20 protein-coding genes are annotated in these 19,347 nt (G+C 61.3%); 2 read left to right on the top strand and 18 right to left on the bottom strand.

Annotation, left to right across the window (positions count from 1 at the left end; genetic code table 11):
- Positions 1–108: 108 nt before the first annotated feature.
- The 18 genes from IB255_RS14040 to rpmH form a co-directional block, all read right to left on the bottom strand.
- Entirely contained in the window at positions 109–534 is a 426-nt protein-coding gene (locus IB255_RS14040) for a F0F1 ATP synthase subunit epsilon (protein WP_045213789.1), read from the bottom strand.
- A gap of 40 nt (positions 535–574) precedes the next feature.
- A complete protein-coding gene (atpD, locus tag IB255_RS14035; protein WP_045213787.1) occupies positions 575–1,951 on the bottom strand; it encodes a F0F1 ATP synthase subunit beta in 1,377 nt (458 codons plus the stop codon).
- A 30-nt stretch (positions 1,952–1,981) separates the two neighbouring features.
- Positions 1,982–2,842, bottom strand: coding sequence for a F0F1 ATP synthase subunit gamma (atpG, locus tag IB255_RS14030; protein ID WP_017518839.1), 861 nt, complete (start codon positions 2,840–2,842; stop codon positions 1,982–1,984).
- A 52-nt stretch (positions 2,843–2,894) separates the two neighbouring features.
- The gene (gene atpA, locus IB255_RS14025) at positions 2,895–4,439 is read right to left on the bottom strand and encodes a F0F1 ATP synthase subunit alpha (RefSeq protein WP_045213785.1); all 1,545 of its coding nucleotides are present in this window, start codon (positions 4,437–4,439) and stop codon (positions 2,895–2,897) included.
- Between the two features lie 18 nt (positions 4,440–4,457).
- The gene (locus IB255_RS14020; RefSeq protein WP_017518841.1) at positions 4,458–4,994 is read right to left on the bottom strand and encodes a F0F1 ATP synthase subunit delta; all 537 of its coding nucleotides are present in this window, start codon (positions 4,992–4,994) and stop codon (positions 4,458–4,460) included.
- A gap of 12 nt (positions 4,995–5,006) precedes the next feature.
- On the bottom strand, positions 5,007–5,477 hold the full coding sequence (locus tag IB255_RS14015) for a F0F1 ATP synthase subunit B (protein WP_081518994.1): 471 nt from the start codon (positions 5,475–5,477) through the stop codon (positions 5,007–5,009).
- 52 nt (positions 5,478–5,529) lie between these two features.
- The gene (atpE, locus tag IB255_RS14010; protein ID WP_003457994.1) at positions 5,530–5,787 is read right to left on the bottom strand and encodes a F0F1 ATP synthase subunit C; all 258 of its coding nucleotides are present in this window, start codon (positions 5,785–5,787) and stop codon (positions 5,530–5,532) included.
- 109 nt (positions 5,788–5,896) lie between these two features.
- Entirely contained in the window at positions 5,897–6,766 is an 870-nt protein-coding gene (gene atpB, locus IB255_RS14005; RefSeq protein ID WP_017518843.1) for a F0F1 ATP synthase subunit A, read from the bottom strand.
- Positions 6,767–6,782: 16 nt separating this feature from the next.
- Positions 6,783–7,190 carry a F0F1 ATP synthase subunit I gene (locus IB255_RS14000; RefSeq protein WP_081518993.1) on the bottom strand — a complete coding sequence of 136 codons (408 nt, stop codon included), beginning with the start codon at positions 7,188–7,190 and terminating at the stop codon, positions 6,783–6,785.
- A gap of 153 nt (positions 7,191–7,343) precedes the next feature.
- Positions 7,344–8,216, bottom strand: coding sequence for a ParB/RepB/Spo0J family partition protein (locus IB255_RS13995; protein WP_081518992.1), 873 nt, complete (start codon positions 8,214–8,216; stop codon positions 7,344–7,346).
- A 17-nt stretch (positions 8,217–8,233) separates the two neighbouring features.
- Entirely contained in the window at positions 8,234–9,022 is a 789-nt protein-coding gene (locus tag IB255_RS13990) for a ParA family protein (protein WP_024765005.1), read from the bottom strand.
- An 18-nt stretch (positions 9,023–9,040) separates the two neighbouring features.
- Entirely contained in the window at positions 9,041–9,691 is a 651-nt protein-coding gene (gene rsmG, locus IB255_RS13985; RefSeq protein ID WP_192210494.1) for a 16S rRNA (guanine(527)-N(7))-methyltransferase RsmG, read from the bottom strand.
- Complete coding sequence (gene mnmG, locus IB255_RS13980; protein ID WP_081518990.1) at positions 9,691–11,583, bottom strand: tRNA uridine-5-carboxymethylaminomethyl(34) synthesis enzyme MnmG; 1,893 nt, start codon at positions 11,581–11,583, stop codon at positions 9,691–9,693. The genes rsmG and mnmG overlap by 1 nt, the downstream gene beginning before the upstream one ends.
- 548 nt (positions 11,584–12,131) lie before the next feature.
- The gene (gene mnmE, locus IB255_RS13975; RefSeq protein WP_081518989.1) at positions 12,132–13,499 is read right to left on the bottom strand and encodes a tRNA uridine-5-carboxymethylaminomethyl(34) synthesis GTPase MnmE; all 1,368 of its coding nucleotides are present in this window, start codon (positions 13,497–13,499) and stop codon (positions 12,132–12,134) included.
- 107 nt (positions 13,500–13,606) lie between these two features.
- On the bottom strand, positions 13,607–15,355 hold the full coding sequence (gene yidC / locus IB255_RS13970) for a membrane protein insertase YidC (protein WP_081518988.1): 1,749 nt from the start codon (positions 15,353–15,355) through the stop codon (positions 13,607–13,609).
- 2 nt (positions 15,356–15,357) lie between these two features.
- A complete protein-coding gene (gene yidD / locus IB255_RS13965) occupies positions 15,358–15,606 on the bottom strand; it encodes a membrane protein insertion efficiency factor YidD (protein ID WP_015479779.1) in 249 nt (82 codons plus the stop codon).
- On the bottom strand, positions 15,599–16,006 hold the full coding sequence (gene rnpA / locus IB255_RS13960; protein ID WP_081518987.1) for a ribonuclease P protein component: 408 nt from the start codon (positions 16,004–16,006) through the stop codon (positions 15,599–15,601). The genes yidD and rnpA overlap by 8 nt, the downstream gene beginning before the upstream one ends.
- Before the next feature lie 14 nt (positions 16,007–16,020).
- Positions 16,021–16,155: a 50S ribosomal protein L34 gene (rpmH, locus tag IB255_RS13955; RefSeq protein WP_003100258.1), complete on the bottom strand. Its 135-nt coding sequence runs from the start codon at positions 16,153–16,155 to the stop codon at positions 16,021–16,023.
- Positions 16,156–16,676: 521 nt separating this feature from the next.
- Here rpmH and dnaA point away from each other — a divergent pair.
- Together dnaA and dnaN are read left to right on the top strand one after the other, a co-directional pair.
- Positions 16,677–18,206 carry a chromosomal replication initiator protein DnaA gene (gene dnaA, locus IB255_RS13950; protein WP_081518986.1) on the top strand — a complete coding sequence of 510 codons (1,530 nt, stop codon included), beginning with the start codon at positions 16,677–16,679 and terminating at the stop codon, positions 18,204–18,206.
- 29 nt (positions 18,207–18,235) lie between these two features.
- Positions 18,236–19,342 (top strand): DNA polymerase III subunit beta, encoded by a 1,107-nt coding sequence (gene dnaN / locus IB255_RS13945; protein WP_024765010.1) that lies wholly within the window; start codon positions 18,236–18,238, stop codon positions 19,340–19,342.
- Positions 19,343–19,347: the final 5 nt, after the last annotated feature.

Below are 19,347 nucleotides of genomic sequence, written 5' to 3'. Positions count from 1 at the left end.
GAGGGACCGTCCTGGTGAGCGGGGAAACCCCGGGTGTAGAAAAAGAAAAAGGGTAGCCAAGGCTACCCTTTTCCTATTTGACGCTGAAGTCCCTGGGGACTTCGCGGCTTAGCCGCCGTACTTCTTGCGAACCTGCTGGACCGTGCGCAGTTGCGCTGCGGCTTCGGCCAGGCGGGCTGCGGCGGAGCTGTAGTCGAACTCTGCACCTTTACCTTGCAGAGCCTTTTCAGCTTCCTTCAGTGCGGTCTGGGCAGCCGCTTCATCGAGGTCACCTGCGCGAATCACGGTGTCGGCGAGAACCTTGACCATGCTCGGCTGTACTTCGAGGAAGCCACCGGAGATGTAGTACACCTCCTGCTCGCCACCCTGCTTCACCAGGCGGATCGGACCCGGCTTGAGCTCGGTGATCAGCGGCGCGTGGCCCGGAGCGATACCCAGATCGCCCAGGGAGCCGTGCGCTACGACCAGCTCGACCAGACCGGAGAAGATCTCCGCTTCGGCGCTGACGATGTCGCAGTGGACAGTAATAGCCATACCCTTGCCTCACGTAAGCGCCCGTTGCCGGGCGCACGGATTACAGCTTCTTCGCTTTCTCGATGGCTTCTTCGATGCCGCCGACCATGTAGAACGCCTGCTCGGGCAGGTGATCGTAGTCGCCGTTGAGGATGCCTTTGAAGCCAGCGATGGTGTCCTTCAGGGAGACGTATTTGCCCGGCGAGCCGGTGAATACTTCAGCCACGAAGAACGGCTGGGACAGGAAGCGCTGGATCTTACGAGCACGGGCCACCAGCAGCTTGTCGGACTCGGACAGTTCGTCCATGCCGAGAATCGCGATGATGTCCTTCAGCTCCTTGTAGCGCTGCAGAACGTACTGCACGCCACGAGCGGTGTCGTAGTGATCCTGGCCGATGACCAGCGGGTCCAGCTGACGGGAAGTCGAGTCCAGCGGATCAACTGCCGGGTAGATACCCAGCGAGGCGATGTCACGGGACAGTACGACGGTGGCGTCCAGGTGGGCGAAGGTGGTCGCCGGGCTCGGGTCGGTCAGGTCGTCCGCGGGAACGTAGACGGCCTGGATCGAGGTGATCGAGCCTTTCTTGGTGGAGGTGATGCGCTCTTGCAGAACGCCCATCTCTTCGGCCAGGGTCGGCTGGTAACCTACTGCCGAAGGCATACGGCCCAGCAGTGCGGATACTTCGGTACCGGCGAGGGTGTAACGGTAGATGTTGTCGATGAACAGCAGTACGTCACGGCCTTCGTCACGGAACTTCTCGGCCATGGTCAGGCCGGTCAGTGCAACGCGCAGACGGTTGCCCGGCGGCTCGTTCATCTGGCCGTAAACCAGGGCTACCTTGTCCAGTACGCCGGAATCCTTCATCTCGTGGTAGAAGTCGTTACCCTCACGGGTACGCTCACCCACACCAGCGAACACAGAGTAACCGCTGTGCTCCATGGCGATGTTACGGATCAGTTCCATCATGTTTACGGTCTTGCCTACACCGGCACCACCGAACAGACCGACTTTACCGCCCTTGGCGAACGGGCAGACCAGGTCGATAACCTTGATGCCGGTTTCGAGCAGGTCGTTGCCGCCAGCCTGGTCAGCGTAGGACGGAGCGTCGCGGTGAATACCCCAGCGCTCTTCTTCGCCGATGGGACCGGCTTCGTCGATCGGGTTGCCCAGCACGTCCATGATGCGGCCCAGGGTCTTGGTGCCGACCGGGACGGAGATGGCTGCGCCGGTGCTTTCCACGTTCAGGCCACGCTTGAGGCCTTCGGTGGAACCCATCGCAATGGAACGAACCACGCCGTCGCCCAGCTGCTGCTGAACTTCCAGGGTGGTTTCGACGCCCTGAACTTTCAGGGCCTCGTAGATGCTCGGCACGGCATCGCGCGGGAATTCCACGTCGATCACGGCGCCGATGATTTGAACGATACGTCCGCTACTCATGTCTGGTTCCTCTGAATTTTGAACCTGTTCTTACACCGCGGCAGCGCCGCCGACGATTTCCGAGATTTCCTGGGTGATCGCCGCCTGACGTGCCTTGTTGTAGATCAGTTGCAGACCACTGATCAGATCACCGGCGTTGTCGGTAGCGTTCTTCATTGCAATCATCCGGGCCGCCTGCTCACAGGCGTTGTTCTCAACCACGGCCTGGTACACCTGGGATTCCACGTAGCGCACCAGCAGACCGTCGAGGAGGGCCTTGGCGTCGGGTTCGTAGAGGTAGTCCCAGTGGTGCTTCAGCTCGGCATTGTCCTCGGCCACCAGCGGAATCAGCTGTTCCACGGTCGGCTTCTGGGTCATGGTGTTGACGAACTTGTTGGAAACCACGTACAGGCGATCGATACGACCTTCCAGGTAGGCATCCAGCATGACCTTGACGCTGCCGATCAGATCATTGATCGACGGCTCTTCGCCCAGGTGGCTGATAGCTGCAACTACGTTGCCGCCATAGCTCTTGAAGAAGGATGCACCCTTGGAGCCGATCACGCAGAGATCGATCTCCGCGCCACGATCGCGCTGCCCGCTCATGTCCTTGACGAGAGCCTTGAACAGGTTGATGTTCAGGCCGCCAGCCAGGCCACGGTCGGAGCTCACCACGATGTAGCCGACGCGCTTTACTTCACGCTCGACCATGAACGGGTGACGGTATTCCGGGTTGGCGTTGGCCAGATGGCCGATCACCTGGCGAATGCGCTCCGCGTAGGGACGGCCGGCCGCCATGCGCATTTGTGCCTTGCGCATCTTGCTCACCGCCACCTTTTCCATGGCATTGGTGATTTTTTGCGTGCTTTTGATGCTCGCAATCTTGCTGCGAATCTCTTTTGCGCCTGCCATTTCACACCTATCGGTTTAGCAGGCGGGGGCCGTTAACGACCCCCGCTGCGGCTTACCAGGTTTGGGTGGCCTTGAACTTCTCGATGCCGGCCTTGATGCCTGCGTCGATTTCGTCGTTGAAGTCACCCTTCTCGTTGATCTTCGCCAGCAGAGCGGCGTTCTCACGTTGGAAGTAGGCGATCAGCGCTTGTTCGAAGGCGCCCACCTTGGCGATCTCGACGTCCTGCAGGAAGCCACGCTCGGCGGCATACAGGGACAGCGACATCTCGGCGATGGACATCGGCGCGTATTGCTTCTGCTTCATCAGCTCGGTAACGCGCTGACCATGTTCCAGCTGCTTGCGGGTCGCGTCGTCCAGGTCCGAGGCGAACTGGGCGAAGGCCGCCAGCTCACGGTACTGGGCCAGCGCGGTACGGATACCACCGGACAGCTTCTTGATGATCTTGGTCTGGGCCGCGCCACCCACACGGGATACCGAGATACCGGCGTTGACGGCCGGACGGATACCCGAGTTGAACATTGCGGATTCCAGGAAGATCTGACCGTCGGTGATGGAAATCACGTTGGTCGGAACGAACGCAGAAACGTCGCCAGCCTGGGTTTCGATGATCGGCAGGGCGGTCAGGGAACCGGTCTTGCCTTTCACTTCGCCGTTGGTGAACTTCTCTACGTACTCTTCGGAAACGCGGGAAGCGCGCTCCAGCAGACGGCTGTGGAGATAGAACACGTCGCCCGGATAAGCTTCGCGGCCCGGCGGACGGCGCAGCAGCAGGGAGATCTGGCGGTAGGCTACGGCCTGCTTGGACAGGTCGTCGTACACGATCAGGGCATCTTCACCGCGGTCGCGGAAGAATTCGCCCATGGTGCAACCGGAGTACGGAGCCAGGTATTGCAGAGCGGCGGATTCCGAAGCACTGGCAACGACCACAATGGTGTTGGCCAGGGCGCCGTTCTCTTCCAGCTTGCGTACGACGTTGGCGATGGTCGATTGCTTCTGACCGATGGCAACGTAGACGCAGCGGATGCCGCTGTTCTTCTGGTTAATGATGGCGTCGATGGCCAGAGCGGTTTTACCGATCTGACGGTCACCGATGATCAGCTCGCGCTGGCCACGGCCAACCGGGATCATGGCGTCGACCGACTTGTAACCGGTCTGAACCGGCTGGTCTACCGACTTACGCCAGATCACGCCCGGTGCCACTTTCTCGACTGCGTCGGTCAGCTTGGCATCGATCGGGCCTTTGCCATCGATCGGGTTACCCAGAGCGTCGACAACGCGACCCAGCAGTTCCGGACCAACCGGTACTTCCAGGATGCGGCCGGTGCACTTGGCGTTCATGCCTTCTTTGAGGTCCTGGTATTCACCCAGTACCACAGCGCCGACGGAGTCTTGCTCCAGGTTCAGCGCCATACCGTAGACGCCGCCCGGGAATTCGATCATCTCGCCGTACATGACGTCGGCCAGACCGAAGATGCGCACGATGCCATCGGAAACACTGACGATGGTGCCTTCGTTGCGCGCTTGCGAGGCGACGTCGAGTTTCTCGATGCGCCCCTTGATGATTTCACTAATTTCGGAAGGATTGAGTTGCTGCATGCCGCTGCCCCTTCAAACTCAAGATTTCAACGCTTCGGCCAGTTTCGCGATTTTGCCGCGCACCGAGCCATCGATTACCAAGTCACCGGCGCGAATTACCACGCCGCCGATCAAGCTCGCGTCTTCCGACGCATGAAGTCGCACTTCGCGACTGAGCCGGGCGCTGAGAGCCTTGGCGAGTTTGTCCTGCTGTTCCTGGTCCAGGGCGAAGGCACTGGTGACCTCGACCTCGACCAGCTTTTCCTGCTCGGCCTTGAGCTGCTCGAACATCACGAAGATGGTCGGCAGGAGGTCGAGCCGCTTGTTTTCAGCCACAGTCCGGACGAAGTTCTGGGCCGGAGCATTGAGCTTGTCGCCACACACGTCGATCAGCGCGTCAGCCTTGGCTGCCGCGGTCAGCTGGGGCTCTTTGAGCAGCTGGCGCACGGTGTCGTCCCGCGACACTGCAGCCAGCACACCCAGAGCAGCGGACCAGTCGGCCAGTTGCTGATGAGCCTGGGCGTACTCGAAAGCCGCCTTCGCGTATGGACGAGCCAATGTGGTCAGTTCTGCCATATCGCCCTCTGCTTAGATCTCGGCGGCCAGTTGATCAACCAGCTGCTTTTGCGCGTTGGCATCGATCGAAGCACCCAGGATCTTCTCGGCGCCGGAGACAGCCAGGGCACCCACTTGGGCACGCAGGGCGTCTTTGACGCTGTTGAGTTCCTGTTCGATCTGGGCCTTGGCCTGAGCGATCATGCGATCACCTTCACCACGGGCCTGATCACGGGCTTCGTCAACGATCTGGTTAGCGCTCTTCTTCGCCTGCTCGATGATTTCGGCTGCCTGAGCCTTGGCTTCGCGCAGTTGCTGACCCGCTTTCTCGTGAGCCAGTTCCAGGTCACGAGCCGCGCGGTTGGCAGCGTCCAGGCCGTCGGCGATCTTCTTCTGACGCTCGTGCAGAGCCGCGATGACCGGAGGCCATACGAACTTCATGCAGAACAGGACGAAGATGGCGAACGCGATGGCCTGGCCGATCAGAGTTGCATTAATGTTCACGCCAATACCTCGCTCGTTCGTTGTTCAGTCACAGATTCCCGCGTTGCGGAAATTACTGGGCAACCTGAGCAATGAACGGGTTAGCGAAGGTGAAGAACAGAGCGATACCAACGCCGATCATGGTCACGGCGTCGAGCAGGCCGGCGACGATGAACATTTTGACCTGCAGCATCGGAACCATTTCCGGCTGGCGAGCAGCGCCTTCCAGGAACTTGCCGCCCAGCAGGCCGAAGCCGATGGCGGTACCCAGAGCGCCCAGACCGATCAGCAGAGCAACGGCGATAGCAGTGAGTCCAACTACAGTTTCCATTTTTCCTCCCGACTTTTTTGTCGTGTTGGTTAAAGGTGAAGCAAGTTAAGGTGGTGAAGCTCTTCTTTCACCCCCTCCCATCCGGGAAGGGGCGTACAGAATCTTTGGATCAGTGGCTGTCTTCGTGCGCCATCGACAGATAGACGATGGTCAGCATCATGAAGATGAAGGCCTGCAGGGTGATGATCAGGATGTGGAACACGGCCCACGCCCAGTTCAGCACGACGCCCATGCCGCCCAGCCAGAGGATGCCGGAACCGAACATCACGGCGATCAGGATGAAGATCAGCTCGCCGGCGTACATGTTGCCGAACAGACGCAGTGCCAGGGATACCGGCTTGGCGATCAGGGTCACGAACTCCAGCAGGAAGTTCACGGGGATCAGGATGATCTGAACCACCATGTTGCTGCTGTGGAACGGGTGCAGGGTCAGTTCGCCGAGGAAGCCGCCGATGCCCTTGACCTTGATGCTGTAGAAGATGATCAGCGCGAAGACCGCGATCGACATGCCGAAGGTGGCGTTCGGATCGGTGGTGGCTACGGCGCGGAAGAACAGGTGCTCGTTACCGGTGACCGCCTGGGCCGCGAGCGGCAGGAAGTCCACGGGCACCAGGTCGATCAGGTTCATCAGGAAGATCCAGACGAACACGGTCAGCGCCAGCGGTGCGATGAGCGGGTTACGGCCGTGGAAGGTGTCCTTCACGCTGCCGTCGACGAACTCCACGAGAACTTCGACGAAGTTCTGCAGGCCGCCAGGTTGACCGCTGGTGGCCTTCTTGGCTGCCATGCGGAAGATAAGGATGAACACCAGGCCGAGGAATACGGACCAGCCCAGGGTATCAACGTGGAATGCCCAGAAGCCCATTTCCTTGGCTTGTTCGGCGGTGTGGGCGAACCCCCAGGAACCATCCGGCAGACGACCCAGGGTCAGGTTCTGCAAGTGGTGCTGGATGTAACCCGAAGCGCTTTCTGCTGCCATGTTTGCCTCAATCGCTCTAAGGTCTTGTAAATGTGTTTCGCATCAGCAGGGGTGCAAACCAGCTGACCGCGAGGGTCAGCAGGTAGAGGCCGAACAGCGCCAGTGGCGCCAGGGGCTTCACACCTGCAAACGTCAGTGCGAAGAGCACTGCCGTCAAAATCAGTTTTCCCGCCTCACCGGCATAAAAGGACCGGACTATCAGCTGGGCAGAACGCGCGCCGCTGTAGCGGAACGCCTTGCGAGCAAAGTACAGATTCGGCAACCACGCAATCAGGCCCCCGAGCAAACCGGAATAGCCTGCAACCGATCCCCGTGCAAACCACAGGACTGCTGCACCGATAAGCAGCACCACCAGCTGGACGAGCAACAGGCGAAAAGCCGGTTGTTGATGGAAGGGCAAACGATCGGGCTTGCGGGGTTCCATCTTCAGCTCACAGTCCTCTGGCGTCGGCGTCACAAATCAATAACTTGGCATACTTTGTGCCGACAAAATTGCGCGCAGAGTATAGGGGGCTGCAGGCCCCCCGTTCAACCGTCAGGTAGTGATTTCCGACGACCCCTACATGCTACGTTCGTATCAACGTATGTGGGCGAGTACGCCTTGAAGCTCGTCGAGGGAGTTGTAGCGGATCACCAACTGGCCTTTGCCCTTCTGCCCATGGCGAATCTGCACCGGAGCGCCCAGGCGCTCGGCCAGGCGCTGTTCGAGGCGACTGATGTCCGGGTCGGTCCTGACCGCTTTGACAGGTTCCTCGGGGGCATTGAGCCACTGGCGCACCAATGCTTCAGTCTGACGCACGGTGAAGCCGCGTGCGACAACATGTCGCGCACCCTCAACCTGCCTGTTTTCGGGCAATCCAAGCAAGGCACGGGCGTGGCCCATTTCCAGGTCGCCGTGGGACAGGAGGGTCTTGATCTCTTCCGGCAGGGCGATCAGGCGCAGCAGGTTGGCCACGGTCACGCGGGATTTACCCACGGCGTCGGCGACCTGTTGCTGGGTCAGCTGGAATTCCTGCTGCAGTCGCTGCAGCGCGGCGGCTTCCTCGATGGGGTTGAGGTCCTCGCGCTGGATGTTTTCGATCAGCGCCATGGCGATGGCGGCTTCGTCCGGTACTTCGCGGACCATGGCCGGGATCTTGTCCAGGCCGGCCTGCTGGCTGGCGCGCCAGCGGCGTTCGCCGGCGATGATCTCGTAGCGGCCCTTGTCGATCGGGCGCACGACGATCGGCTGCATCACGCCCTGGACCTTGATCGACTGGGCGAGTTCTTCGAGGGCCTGCGGGTCCATGTCGCGACGGGGCTGGTACTTGCCACGCTGGATCAGGTCCAGCGGCAGGTGTTGCAGCTCCTTGCTGTCCACCTGAACGGCTTCTTCCTGCAGCGTAGCGGCGCTGGAGCCACTGAGCAGGGCGTCCAGCCCGCGTCCGAGACCTCGTTTCTTGGCGGCCATGCGGGTTCCTTAATCTCTTAGGCGGGGGCGGTGGTGCGGGCGGCGCGCTGACGGCGCACCAGCTCGCCGGCCAGCGCCAGGTAGGCGAGGGCACCGCGCGATTGCTTGTCGTAGACCAGCGCCGGCATGCCGAAGCTGGGTGCCTCGGCCAGTCGCACGTTGCGCGGGATCACGGTGGTGTAGAGCTTGTCGCCGAAGTGCTCCTGCAATTGCGCGCTGACATCGTTGGTCAGGCTGATGCGCGGGTCGTACATGGTGCGCAGCAGACCCTCGATCTTCAGCGCCGGGTTCAGCCGCTCGGCGATGCGCTGGATGCTGTTCATCAGGTCGGTCAGGCCCTCCAGTGCGTAGTACTCGCACTGCATCGGGATGATCACGCCGTCCGAGGCGGACAGGGCGTTGACCGTCAGCATCGACAGCGACGGCGGGCAGTCGATGAGGATGAAGTCGTAGTTTTCGCGAATCGGCGCCAGGGCATGGCGCAGACGATGTTCCTTCATGTCCATTTCCAGCAGCACCACTTCAGCCGCGGTGAGGTCGCGGTTGGCGGGGAGCAGCTGGTAGCCGCCGTGCTCGGAGAACTGCATGGCCTGGGCCAGGTCGCATTCACCGGTGAGCACGTCGTAGATGGAATGGTCCAGGGACAACTTATCCACACCGCTGCCGGTGGTGGCGTTGCCCTGTGGATCGAGGTCGATCAGCAGCACGCGTCGCTTGGTGGCGACCAGCGATGCCGCGAGGTTGATACAGGTCGTGGTCTTGCCGACGCCGCCCTTCTGGTTGGCGATCGCGAATACCTTAGCCATGGTTTTCCCCACTCCCCGTCATGCAGTGCGGCGCAGTATCAGCAGATGGCGCTGGCCTTGGCAACCCGGCACCGCCAGAGCGCGTTCGGCTTCGACCCGGAAATCTTCCGGGAGTGCCGCGAGCTCGTCGCTGGGGTGTACGCCTTTCATGGCCAGCCAGTTGGTCTGGGTGTCACCCAGGTGGCGCGTCCAGTTGGTGAAGTCCTCGAGGCTGCTGAAAGCCCGCGAGACGATGCCATTGAACGGCAGCTCCGGTTGGAAGGCCTCCACCCGGCTGTGGATAACCTGCAGGTTGTCGAGCTTGAGCTCCAGCTTCACCTGGGTCAGGAAGCGGGTCTTCTTGCCGTTGCTGTCCAGCAGGGTCAGGGATTTGCCGGGGAACAGGATGGCCAGCGGGATACCGGGCATGCCGCCGCCGCTGCCGACGTCCAGCCAGCGCTCGCCACCGGCAGCTTCGAACTGCGGGACGATGCTCAGGCTGTCGAGCAGGTGGCGGGAGACCATTTCATCCACATCGCGCACGGCGGTGAGGTTGTAGGCCTTGTTCCACTTGGCCAGCAAGGCCAGGTAATCCAGCAGGCGCTGCTGGGCGGCTTCGTCGATATCCAGGCCGAGCGTCTGGATGCCACGCGCGAGTTCTTCGGCGTGGCGGGCAGTGACCAGGGACATCAGGCGCTCTGCTCCAGCTGACGACCGGACGAGCGCTTTTTCAGGTGGATCAGCAACAGGGAGATCGCCGCCGGAGTCACGCCCGGGATGCGCCCGGCCTGACCGAGAGTCTCTGGTCGTGCGGTGCCCAGCTTGAGCTGGATCTCCTTGGACAGCCCGGAGATGGACGCGTAGTCGATATCCACAGGCAGGCGGGTATCTTCGCTGGCTCGCAGGCGCGCAATCTCTTCCTGCTGGCGATCGATGTAGCCGGCGTACTTGGTACGGATCTCCACCTGTTCTGCGACCTGCGGGTCTTCGGCACCGGCGCCGGTCACTTCGGCCAGGCTGAGGTAGTCGATTTCCGGGCGGGCCAGCAGGTTCAGCAGGTTGTATTCGTGAGCCAGCGGAGTGCCAAAGCGCTCGGCGATAGCGTCGCCCTGCGGCGTGTTGGGGCGAACCCAGGTGCTCTTCAGGCGCTGTTCCTCGCGCTCGATGCCTTCGCGCTTGGCTTCAAAGACAGCCCAGCGCTCGTCGTCGATCAGGCCCAGTTCGCGGCCTTTCTCGGTCAGGCGCAGATCCGCGTTGTCCTCGCGCAGGATCAGCCGGTACTCGGCGCGCGACGTGAACATGCGGTACGGCTCCTGGGTGCCGAGGGTAATCAGGTCGTCGACCAGTACACCGATGTAGGCCTCGTCGCGACGCGGGCACCAGCTTTCACGGCCTTGCGAGCGCAGCGCGGCGTTGGCGCCGGCGAGCAGCCCCTGGGCGCCGGCTTCTTCGTAGCCGGTGGTGCCGTTGATCTGGCCAGCGAAGAACAGACCACCGATGACCTTGGTTTCCAGGCTGTACTTCAGGTCGCGCGGATCGAAGTAGTCGTACTCGATGGCGTAGCCCGGGCGAACGATGTGCGCGTTCTCCATGCCGCGGATCGAGCGGACGATATCCAGTTGCACATCGAAGGGCAGCGAAGTGGAGATGCCGTTCGGGTACAGCTCGTGGGTGGTCAGGCCCTCGGGTTCGAGGAAGACCTGATGGCTGTCCTTGTCGGCGAAGCGATGGATCTTGTCTTCGATCGACGGGCAATAGCGCGGGCCGACCCCTTCGATAACGCCGGAGTACATGGGCGAGCGATCGAGGTTGGACGCGATGATCTCGTGGGTCCGCGCGTTGGTGTGGGTGATCCAGCAGCTGACCTGGCGCGGATGCATCTCCTTGGAGCCCAGGAAGGACATCACCGGGATCGGCGTATCGCCGGGCTGCTCGGTCATCACGCTGAAATCGACGCTGCGGCCATCGATGCGTGGCGGAGTGCCGGTCTTCAGACGACCAACACGCAGCGGCAGTTCACGCAGGCGGCGGGCCAGGGCGATCGAGGGCGGATCACCGGCGCGGCCACCTGAGTAGTTCTCCAGGCCAATGTGGATAAGTCCACCGAGGAAAGTGCCGGCGGTGAGTACGACGTTATCCGCATGGAATTTCAGACCCATCTGGGTCACTACGCCGCGCACCTGATCCTGTTCGACGATCAGGTCATCACAGGCCTGCTGGAATATCCACAGGTTCGGCTGATTCTCCAGGATCTCGCGCACGGCGGCCTTGTAGAGAACGCGGTCAGCCTGGGCTCGGGTCGCACGGACTGCCGGGCCTTTACGGCTGTTGAGCACACGGAACTGGATGCCGCCTTTATCGGTGGCCAGTGCCATGGCACCGCCCAGCGCATCGATTTCCTTTACCAGATGGCTTTTGCCGATCCCACCGATGGCGGGGTTGCAGCTCATCTGGCCAAGGGTTTCCACATTGTGGGTGAGCAGCAGCGTCTTCACGCCCATGCGTGCGGCCGCTAGTGCGGCCTCTGTGCCGGCATGGCCGCCGCCGATCACGATCACGTCAAAACGGGAAGGGAAATCCACCACGCACCTCGTGCCTGTTGATCAAGGAGAAAGAAGAGAGCCGGACAGTATAGGGGGTAAGGGCTTTCGATTGAAGGCACCTGAACAAAAAATAGCCAACGGGTCCTGTTCGCCTCTATAGAAATTAAAAGAGAAGAATCTTTTTAAATCTTTTTAGAGCTTGTGTTTATGTATGGTGAAGCCGTTTTCTGTGGATAACCCACTCAAGGCCAATTAACCCCTGGGTTTCAGAGCCTAACAACCCTGTGCCGATTCTGTACGTTGGCAGGGGATCTCCCGTGTCTAGCTTGTGGATTAAGTGCATTGTTATCAACAGGCGGATTTATCCACTGGATGAGGCAGGGTTTGTTAACGTATCTGTACGCGACTTTTCCACAAGGTTCACGGAGGCCTGTGGAATGTACTATTTATGCTCTGTAAGCCACGTATATCGGGCGTTCTGTGGAGTTTATGGCTGTGGATAGCTGATCCTGGCGCTGATTGCCGGGCAGCCGGAGGCGCGGTGACGGGATGGACCCGTCACCGGCAGGGAAAAACAGCGTTGTGGATTACTTGCCGATGCAGAAGCTGGAGAAAATGCGTCCCAGCAGGTCATCCGGCGTGAAGGCACCAGTAATCTCGCCCAGGGCTTGCTGGGCCTGACGCAGGTCTTCGGCCAGCAGCTCGCCTGCGCCGCTCAGGGTGAGCTGTGCGCGGCCGTGCTCGAGGCTGTCTCCAGCCAGGCGCAGGGCCTCCAGATGGCGCCGGCGCGCGCTGAAACTGCTCTCTGCGGTCTGCTCGAAGCCCATGCAGGCCTTGAGGTGCTCGCGCAGCAGTTCCAGGCCATTGCCGGAGCGCGCGGACAGGGTGATGGTGACGTGGCCGTCAGAACTCTCTTCGAGCCCGATGCTCTCTGTGGATAAATCCGCCTTGTTGCGAATCAGGGTCACGTGCGCCGGATCCGGGCGACTGTCGAGGAATTCCGGCCAAAGCGCGAAGGGATCGCTGGCTTCCGGCGCAGTGGAATCCACCACAAGGAGGACTCGATCCGCCTCGTTGATGGCCTTCAGGGCGCGTTCCACGCCGATTTTTTCCACATGGTCATCGGTGCTGCGCAGGCCGGCAGTGTCGATGATGTGCAGCGGCATACCGTCAATGTGGATATGTTCGCGCAGCACGTCGCGGGTGGTGCCGGCGATATCGGTGACGATGGCCGCCTCACGCCCTGCCAGGGCATTCAGCAGGCTGGATTTTCCGGCGTTGGGACGCCCGGCGATGACTACCGTCATGCCGTCACGCAGCAGCGCTCCCTGACCTGCCTCGCGCAGCACCGAGGCGAGTTCGGCGCGCACTGCATCCAGTTGCGAGAGAACATGGCCGTCGGCGAGGAAGTCGATTTCCTCTTCCGGGAAGTCGATGGCAGCCTCGACATACATGCGCAGGCCGATCAGCTGGTCGGTCAGGTTATGCACACGCCTGGAGAACTCACCCTGGAGTGAGCGCACGGCGTTACGTGCGGCCTGCGCGGAGCTGGCTTCGATGAGGTCGGCAATGGCTTCGGCCTGGGCCAGGTCGAGCTTGTCATTGAGGAACGCGCGCTCGCTGAATTCGCCAGGGCGGGCCTGGCGGGCGCCCAGCTCAAGGCAGCGCTGCAGCAGCATGTCCATCACTACGGGGCCACCATGGCCCTGCAGCTCGAGTACGTCTTCGCCGGTGAAGGAATTCGGGCCGGGGAAGTACAGCAGCAGGCCTTCGTCGATGACGTCGCCATTATCGGCGTGGAAGGGCCCGTAGTGGGCATAGCGAGGTTGGGGCTCGCGGCCGCTCAGGGTGATCGCCATGGTGCGCGCACGAGGACCGGAGACACGGACGATGCCCACCCCGCCACGGCCCTGGGCGGTGGCGACGGCGGCGATGGTTTCACGGGCTGCATTCATGTCGGCGGTCTCGCGGTTGTTGTCGTGGCTCGCGGCAAGGCAAAGTTATCCACATAGCAAAACGCCCCACGAGGGGGCGTCTTGTCGATCGGTGTCGGGCGGTGATATCAGGCAGAAGCCTTCTTCGCGGCCGCTTCGATCCGACGGGTAATGTACCACTGCTGTGCGATGGACAGGCAGTTGTTCACAACCCAGTACAGCACCAGGCCGGCCGGGAACCACAGGAAGAAGAAGGTGAAGATGATCGGCATCAGCTTCATCACCTTGGCCTGCATGGGGTCCGGCGGAGTCGGGTTGAGCATCTGCTGAACCAGCATGGTGGCACCCATGATGATCGGCAGGATGAAGAACGGATCCTTCACCGACAGGTCGACGATCCAGCCCAGCCACGGGGCCTGGCGCATCTCGACGCTTTCCAGCAGTACCCAGTACAGGGAGAGGAAGACCGGCATCTGCACCAGGATCGGCAGGCAGCCGCCCAGCGGATTGATCTTCTCCTTCTTGTACAGCTCCATCATCGCCTGGGACATCTTCTGGCGATCGTCGCCGTGCTGTTCCTTCAGGGCAGCCAGTTTCGGCGACACGGCGCGCATGCGGGCCATGGACCGGTAGCTGGCGGCGGACAGCGGGAAGAAGGCCAGTTTGATGACGATGGTCAGGAAGATGATCGACCAGCCCCAGTTACCCACGAGGTTGTGGATATGTTGCAGCAGCCAGAAGATCGGCTGGGCGATGAACCACAGCGGGCCGTAGTCGACGGTCAGTTCCAGACCCGGGGACAGTTCCTTCAGGTACGCCTGCAGTTTCGGGCCGGCATACAGGGTCATGCTGGTTTCGCCCTTGGCACCCGGCGCAACGGTCAGGTTGGGACCGGTGTAGCCGACGATGTAGTTGCCCTGGGCGTCCTTGCGGGTCATCACGCTGTGGGTATCGCCCTTGGCGGGAACCCAGGCGGTGACGAAGTAGTGCTGCAGCCAGGCTACCCAGCCACCCTGGACGGTTTCCTTGAACTGCTCCTTGTCCATGTCCTTCATGGACACTTTCACGTAGGGCTTTTCAGGGGTCCAGACCGCAGCGCCGAGGTAGGTCGATACGCCGGTAGCGGTGGTGGAGGACGGATCGACGCTGGCGTCACGCTTGAGCTGGGCGAACAGCGAAGCGTTCCACGGTTTGTCGCTCTGGTTGTCGATCAGGTAGCTCACGCCAACCTGATAGGCATTGGGGTTGATGCACTCGAGCTTCTTCTGTGCCTTTTCCTTCTCGGTGCAGTCGTTTTTCAGGCCGCGGTGGAAGGTGAAGCGCTTGATGTAGCTGACGCCATCCTGTGCATAAGTCAGGTCGACCACCATCTGGTCCTGGCCGTCGGCCAGTTCGTAGACGGGTTTGGCCGAGGCGTAGAGCGGGCGACCGCTGGCAGCGGCATCCGGGCCGTTGGCGCCGGTCAGGCCGCTCTGGGCCAGGTAGGTGCGCTGGTTGTCACGTTCGAAGAGCGGGAACGGTACGTCCGGGCGATCCTGGCGCAGCGGGTACTGGGTCAGGCCGAGCTTGATCACGTCGCCGCCGCGCGGGTCGATGGTCAGGTCCAGGACATCGGTCTTCACGCGGATCAGCTGCTCGCTGGCTGCAGCCGGCTTCTGCTCATTGGGCAGGCTGGCCTGGGCGTTCTGCGTGGTGGGTACGTCGGCATTGGCCGCATTGCCGGCAGGCACGGAAGTGTCCGGCAGGCCTTCAGTCTGATTGAAGGTCGCGGTCTGCGCCGGCAGTTCGGGCTGGCCGTAGTCCTTGTTCCACTGGAGAACCAGCGCGTAGGACACGATTGCCAGGGCGACGAATAGGATTGAACGTTTGATGTCCATGGTTACTCGGCCGTCGAGGAAGGGGCGGGCTTGGAAGGATCTGGCGGTACCGGATCGTAGCCACCGGGATGCCAGGGGTGGCAGCGGCCTAGGCGACGAGCGGCCAGCCAGCCACCACGCAGGAAACCATGGGTTTCAATGGCTTCTTGCGCGTAGCAGGAACAGCTGGGGTAGAAACGACAGTGCCTGCCCATCATGGGACTGATGGCGTAGCGGTAAAACTGGATCAGTAACAGCGCCAGTCTACGCATGGGAACTGTCGGCCACTCCCGGAGATTCTGTCGAAGGTTCCGGGCTGGGCCGGTTGCGCAACAGGCGCTTCCAGAGTTTTCCGAACTGCTGATGCAGCTCTTCATTCTCCAGATCGCCGAGGCCCTTGCGCGCGATCACCACGATATCCAGGCCGGCCAGCTTCTGCTGGTGATGGCGGAAGGATTCACGGAGAAGGCGTTTGAGGCGGTTGCGCTCGACGGCGAGCTTGACGTTCTTCTTGCCGATCACCAGGCCCAGGCGGGGGTGATCGAGACCGTTTTCGCGCGCCAGCAGCAGGATGTGCTTGCCGGGAACCTTGGAGGTGGGGGAGTCGAAGACTGCTGTGAATTGCCGGGCTGTCAGAAGACGTTTATCCCGGCTGAAATCTCGACTCACCACCTGTGTCAGACAAATCAGACGGTCAGACGCTTACGGCCCTTGGCGCGACGACGCGACAGAACCTGACGACCGTTCTTGGTGGCCATGCGAGCGCGGAAGCCGTGCACGCGAGCGCGCTTGAGGGTGCTGGGTTGGAAAGTACGTTTCATGATTCGGTACCTGGGTTTGACGACATGAGGTCGCAGTGACCCCGTTTAAAGAGACCGGCGATTCTAGTGAAATCGCGCGGTCAGGTCAATTTCCAACCAGACCCCGATACAAAATCTATAGAAAGGGAGGAAATCTCTTTTTCTAGAGATTGAAGTGATGATTATGTTTATGGCGGCCAATGCCTGTGCATAACTCTCCTTCAGCCTTTGAACAAGCGCCTCTGAGGAAATGATAACCCTGTCGGGAAGTCGTGGGCCGCTTGTGCGGAGCCGGTTGGAAAGCTGGGTATGGAATGCGGATTTTTCCACAGGGATTTTTTCCACAGAACCATCACCAGGGTCATCCCCTGCCCCATCAAGCTGTTATCCACAAGGTTCAAGGCGCTATTACCCGACCACCGGTAAAATCATTAACACCTTGATTTTGCTTGCATCCCGGCGCGCTTAACTGTGGATAAGTTGGTCCGGCGGGGATACAATAGCCGCCTGTTTCGCTTTGCGACTTCTTTTGGGGGATATCCGTGTCCGTGGAACTTTGGCAGCAGTGCGTGGAGCTTCTGCGCGACGAGCTGCCGTCCCAGCAGTTCAACACCTGGATCCGACCTTTGCAGGTCGAGGCCGAGGGTGAGGAGCTGCGCGTCTACGCACCCAACCGCTTCGTACTCGACTGGGTCAACGAGAAGTACATGGGGCGCCTGCTCGAATTGCTGAGCGAACGTGGTAATGGCCAGATTCCGGCGATTTCGCTGCTGATTGGCAGCCGCCGCAGCCGCACTCCACGCCCTGCCCTGGTTCCCACGCCGCAGGTACATGTTCAGCCCGCTCCTGTTGCCGCTGCGCCTGCGCCAGTGGTTGCACCTGCGCCGGTGGCTCTCTCCATGCCCGAGCCGCAGCCTATCCAGGCCGCGCCGGTGCAGACCATCGTCGATCTCGATGAATCCAGTCCGGGCATCGATCCGATGGCTGCTGCCATGCCGGCCGCAGCTGTGCGCACCGAGCGCAACGTGCAGGTAGAAGGTGCGCTCAAGCACACCAGCTACCTCAACCGCACCTTCACCTTCGAGAACTTTGTCGAAGGTAAATCCAACCAGCTGGCCCGTGCGGCCGCCTGGCAGGTCGCGGACAACCTCAAGCACGGCTACAACCCGCTCTTCCTTTATGGCGGCGTCGGCCTGGGCAAGACCCACCTGATGCACGCTGTGGGTAACCACCTGCTGAAGAAGAACCCCAATGCCAAGGTCGTGTACCTGCATTCGGAGCGTTTCGTCGCAGACATGGTGAAAGCGCTGCAGCTGAACGCCATCAACGAGTTCAAGCGCTTCTACCGTTCGGTGGATGCACTGCTGATCGACGATATCCAGTTCTTCGCCCGCAAGGAGCGTTCCCAGGAAGAATTCTTCCACACCTTCAACGCCCTGCTCGAAGGCGGCCAGCAGGTCATCCTGACCAGCGACCGCTACCCGAAGGAAATCGAAGGCCTGGAAGAGCGCCTGAAGTCGCGCTTCGGCTGGGGCCTGACGGTGGCTGTGGAGCCGCCGGAGCTGGAAACCCGCGTGGCGATCCTGATGAAAAAGGCTGAGCAGGCCAAGGTTGAGCTGCCGCACGACGCTGCATTCTTCATCGCCCAGCGCATCCGCTCCAACGTGCGTGAGCTGGAAGGTGCGCTCAAGCGCGTGATCGCCCACTCCCACTTCATGGGCCGGCCGATCACCATCGAGCTGATTCGCGAGTCGCTGAAGGACCTGCTGGCCCTGCAGGACAAGCTGGTCAGCATCGACAACATCCAGCGCACCGTCGCCGAGTATTACAAGATCAAGATCGCCGACCTGCTGTCCAAGCGCCGTTCGCGCTCGGTGGCACGTCCGCGTCAGGTTGCCATGGCACTCTCCAAAGAACTGACCAACCACAGCCTGCCGGAGATCGGCGTGGCCTTCGGCGGTCGGGATCACACCACGGTGCTGCATGCCTGTCGTAAGATCGCTCAACTCAAGGAATCCGACGCGGATATCCGCGAGGACTACAAGAACCTGCTGCGTACTCTGACCACCTGACGCAGCCTCACGAGGCAAGGGACTAGACCATGCATTTCACTATTCAACGCGAAGCTCTGTTGAAACCCCTGCAACTGGTCGCTGGCGTTGTCGAGCGCCGCCAGACGCTGCCGGTTCTTTCCAACGTCCTGCTGGTTGTCGAAGGCCAGCAACTGTCGCTGACCGGCACCGACCTGGAAGTCGAGCTGGTAGGTCGCGTCACCCTGGAAGACGCTGCCGAGCCGGGCGAAATCACCGTACCGGCGCGCAAGCTGATGGACATCTGCAAGAGCCTGCCCAGCGACGCCGTGATCGACATCCGCGTTGACGAACAGAAGCTCCTGGTGAAGGCCGGCCGCAGCCGCTTCACCCTTTCCACCCTGCCGGCCAACGACTTCCCCACTGTTGAGGAAGGCCCGGGTTCGCTGACCTTCAGCCTGGTGCAGAGCAAGCTGCGTCGCCTGATCGATCGCACCAGCTTCGCCATGGCGCAGCAGGACGTTCGCTACTACCTCAACGGCATGCTGCTGGAAGTGGGTGGCGGCACCCTGCGTGCAGTGGCTACTGACGGCCACCGCCTGGCCATGTGCTCGCTGAGCAACGGCGTGCCCGAAGCGCAGGATCGCCACCAGGTGATCGTGCCGCGTAAGGGCATCCTCGAACTGGCTCGCCTGCTCACCGAGCAGGATGGCGAAGTGTCCATCGTCCTCGGCCAGCACCATATCCGTGCAACCACCGGCGAGTTCACCTTCACTTCCAAGCTGGTAGACGGCAAGTTCCCGGATTACGAGCGTGTGCTGCCCAAGGGCGGTGACAAGCTGGTCATCGGTGATCGCCAGGTGCTGCGCGAAGCGTTCAGCCGTACCGCGATCCTGTCTAACGAGAAGTACCGTGGCATCCGTCTGCAACTCTCCAACGGCCTCCTGAAAATCCAGGCGAACAACCCGGAGCAGGAAGAGGCGGAAGAAGAAGTGCAGGTCGACTACAACGGCGGCAGCCTGGAAATCGGCTTCAACGTCAGCTATCTGCTGGACGTCCTGGGTGTCATGGGGACCGAGCAGGTGCGCATGATTCTCTCCGACTCCAACAGTAGTGCGCTGCTGCAGGAAGCGGACAACGACGATTCTGCCTACGTCGTCATGCCGATGCGCCTCTGACGCGT

Origin of the sequence: Pseudomonas sp. PDM22, from assembly GCF_014851965.1 — a bacterium.
Lineage (GTDB): Bacteria > Pseudomonadota > Gammaproteobacteria > Pseudomonadales > Pseudomonadaceae > Pseudomonas.
This window is presented reverse-complemented; position numbering and strand designations above follow the sequence as displayed.

Bases quoted from the DNA above. Each gene is read 5' to 3' on its own strand.
- IB255_RS14040 (WP_045213789.1), bottom strand. From the start codon at position 534: ATGGCTATTACTGTCCACTGCGACATCGTCAGCGCCGAAGCGGAGATC.
- atpD (WP_045213787.1), bottom strand. From the start codon at position 1,951: ATGAGTAGCGGACGTATCGTTCAAATCATCGGCGCCGTGATCGACGTG.
- atpG (WP_017518839.1), bottom strand. From the start codon at position 2,842: ATGGCAGGCGCAAAAGAGATTCGCAGCAAGATTGCGAGCATCAAAAGC.
- atpA (WP_045213785.1), bottom strand. From the start codon at position 4,439: ATGCAGCAACTCAATCCTTCCGAAATTAGTGAAATCATCAAGGGGCGC.
- IB255_RS14020 (WP_017518841.1), bottom strand. From the start codon at position 4,994: ATGGCAGAACTGACCACATTGGCTCGTCCATACGCGAAGGCGGCTTTC.
- atpE (WP_003457994.1), bottom strand. From the start codon at position 5,787: ATGGAAACTGTAGTTGGACTCACTGCTATCGCCGTTGCTCTGCTGATC.
- atpB (WP_017518843.1), bottom strand. From the start codon at position 6,766: ATGGCAGCAGAAAGCGCTTCGGGTTACATCCAGCACCACTTGCAGAAC.
- IB255_RS14000 (WP_081518993.1), bottom strand. From the start codon at position 7,190: ATGGAACCCCGCAAGCCCGATCGTTTGCCCTTCCATCAACAACCGGCT.
- IB255_RS13995 (WP_081518992.1), bottom strand. From the start codon at position 8,216: ATGGCCGCCAAGAAACGAGGTCTCGGACGCGGGCTGGACGCCCTGCTC.
- IB255_RS13990 (WP_024765005.1), bottom strand. From the start codon at position 9,022: ATGGCTAAGGTATTCGCGATCGCCAACCAGAAGGGCGGCGTCGGCAAG.
- rsmG (WP_192210494.1), bottom strand. From the start codon at position 9,691: ATGTCCCTGGTCACTGCCCGCCACGCCGAAGAACTCGCGCGTGGCATC.
- mnmE (WP_081518989.1), bottom strand. From the start codon at position 13,499: ATGAATGCAGCCCGTGAAACCATCGCCGCCGTCGCCACCGCCCAGGGC.
- yidC (WP_081518988.1), bottom strand. From the start codon at position 15,355: ATGGACATCAAACGTTCAATCCTATTCGTCGCCCTGGCAATCGTGTCC.
- yidD (WP_015479779.1), bottom strand. From the start codon at position 15,606: ATGCGTAGACTGGCGCTGTTACTGATCCAGTTTTACCGCTACGCCATC.
- rpmH (WP_003100258.1), bottom strand. From the start codon at position 16,155: ATGAAACGTACTTTCCAACCCAGCACCCTCAAGCGCGCTCGCGTGCAC.
- dnaN (WP_024765010.1), top strand. From the start codon at position 18,236: ATGCATTTCACTATTCAACGCGAAGCTCTGTTGAAACCCCTGCAACTG.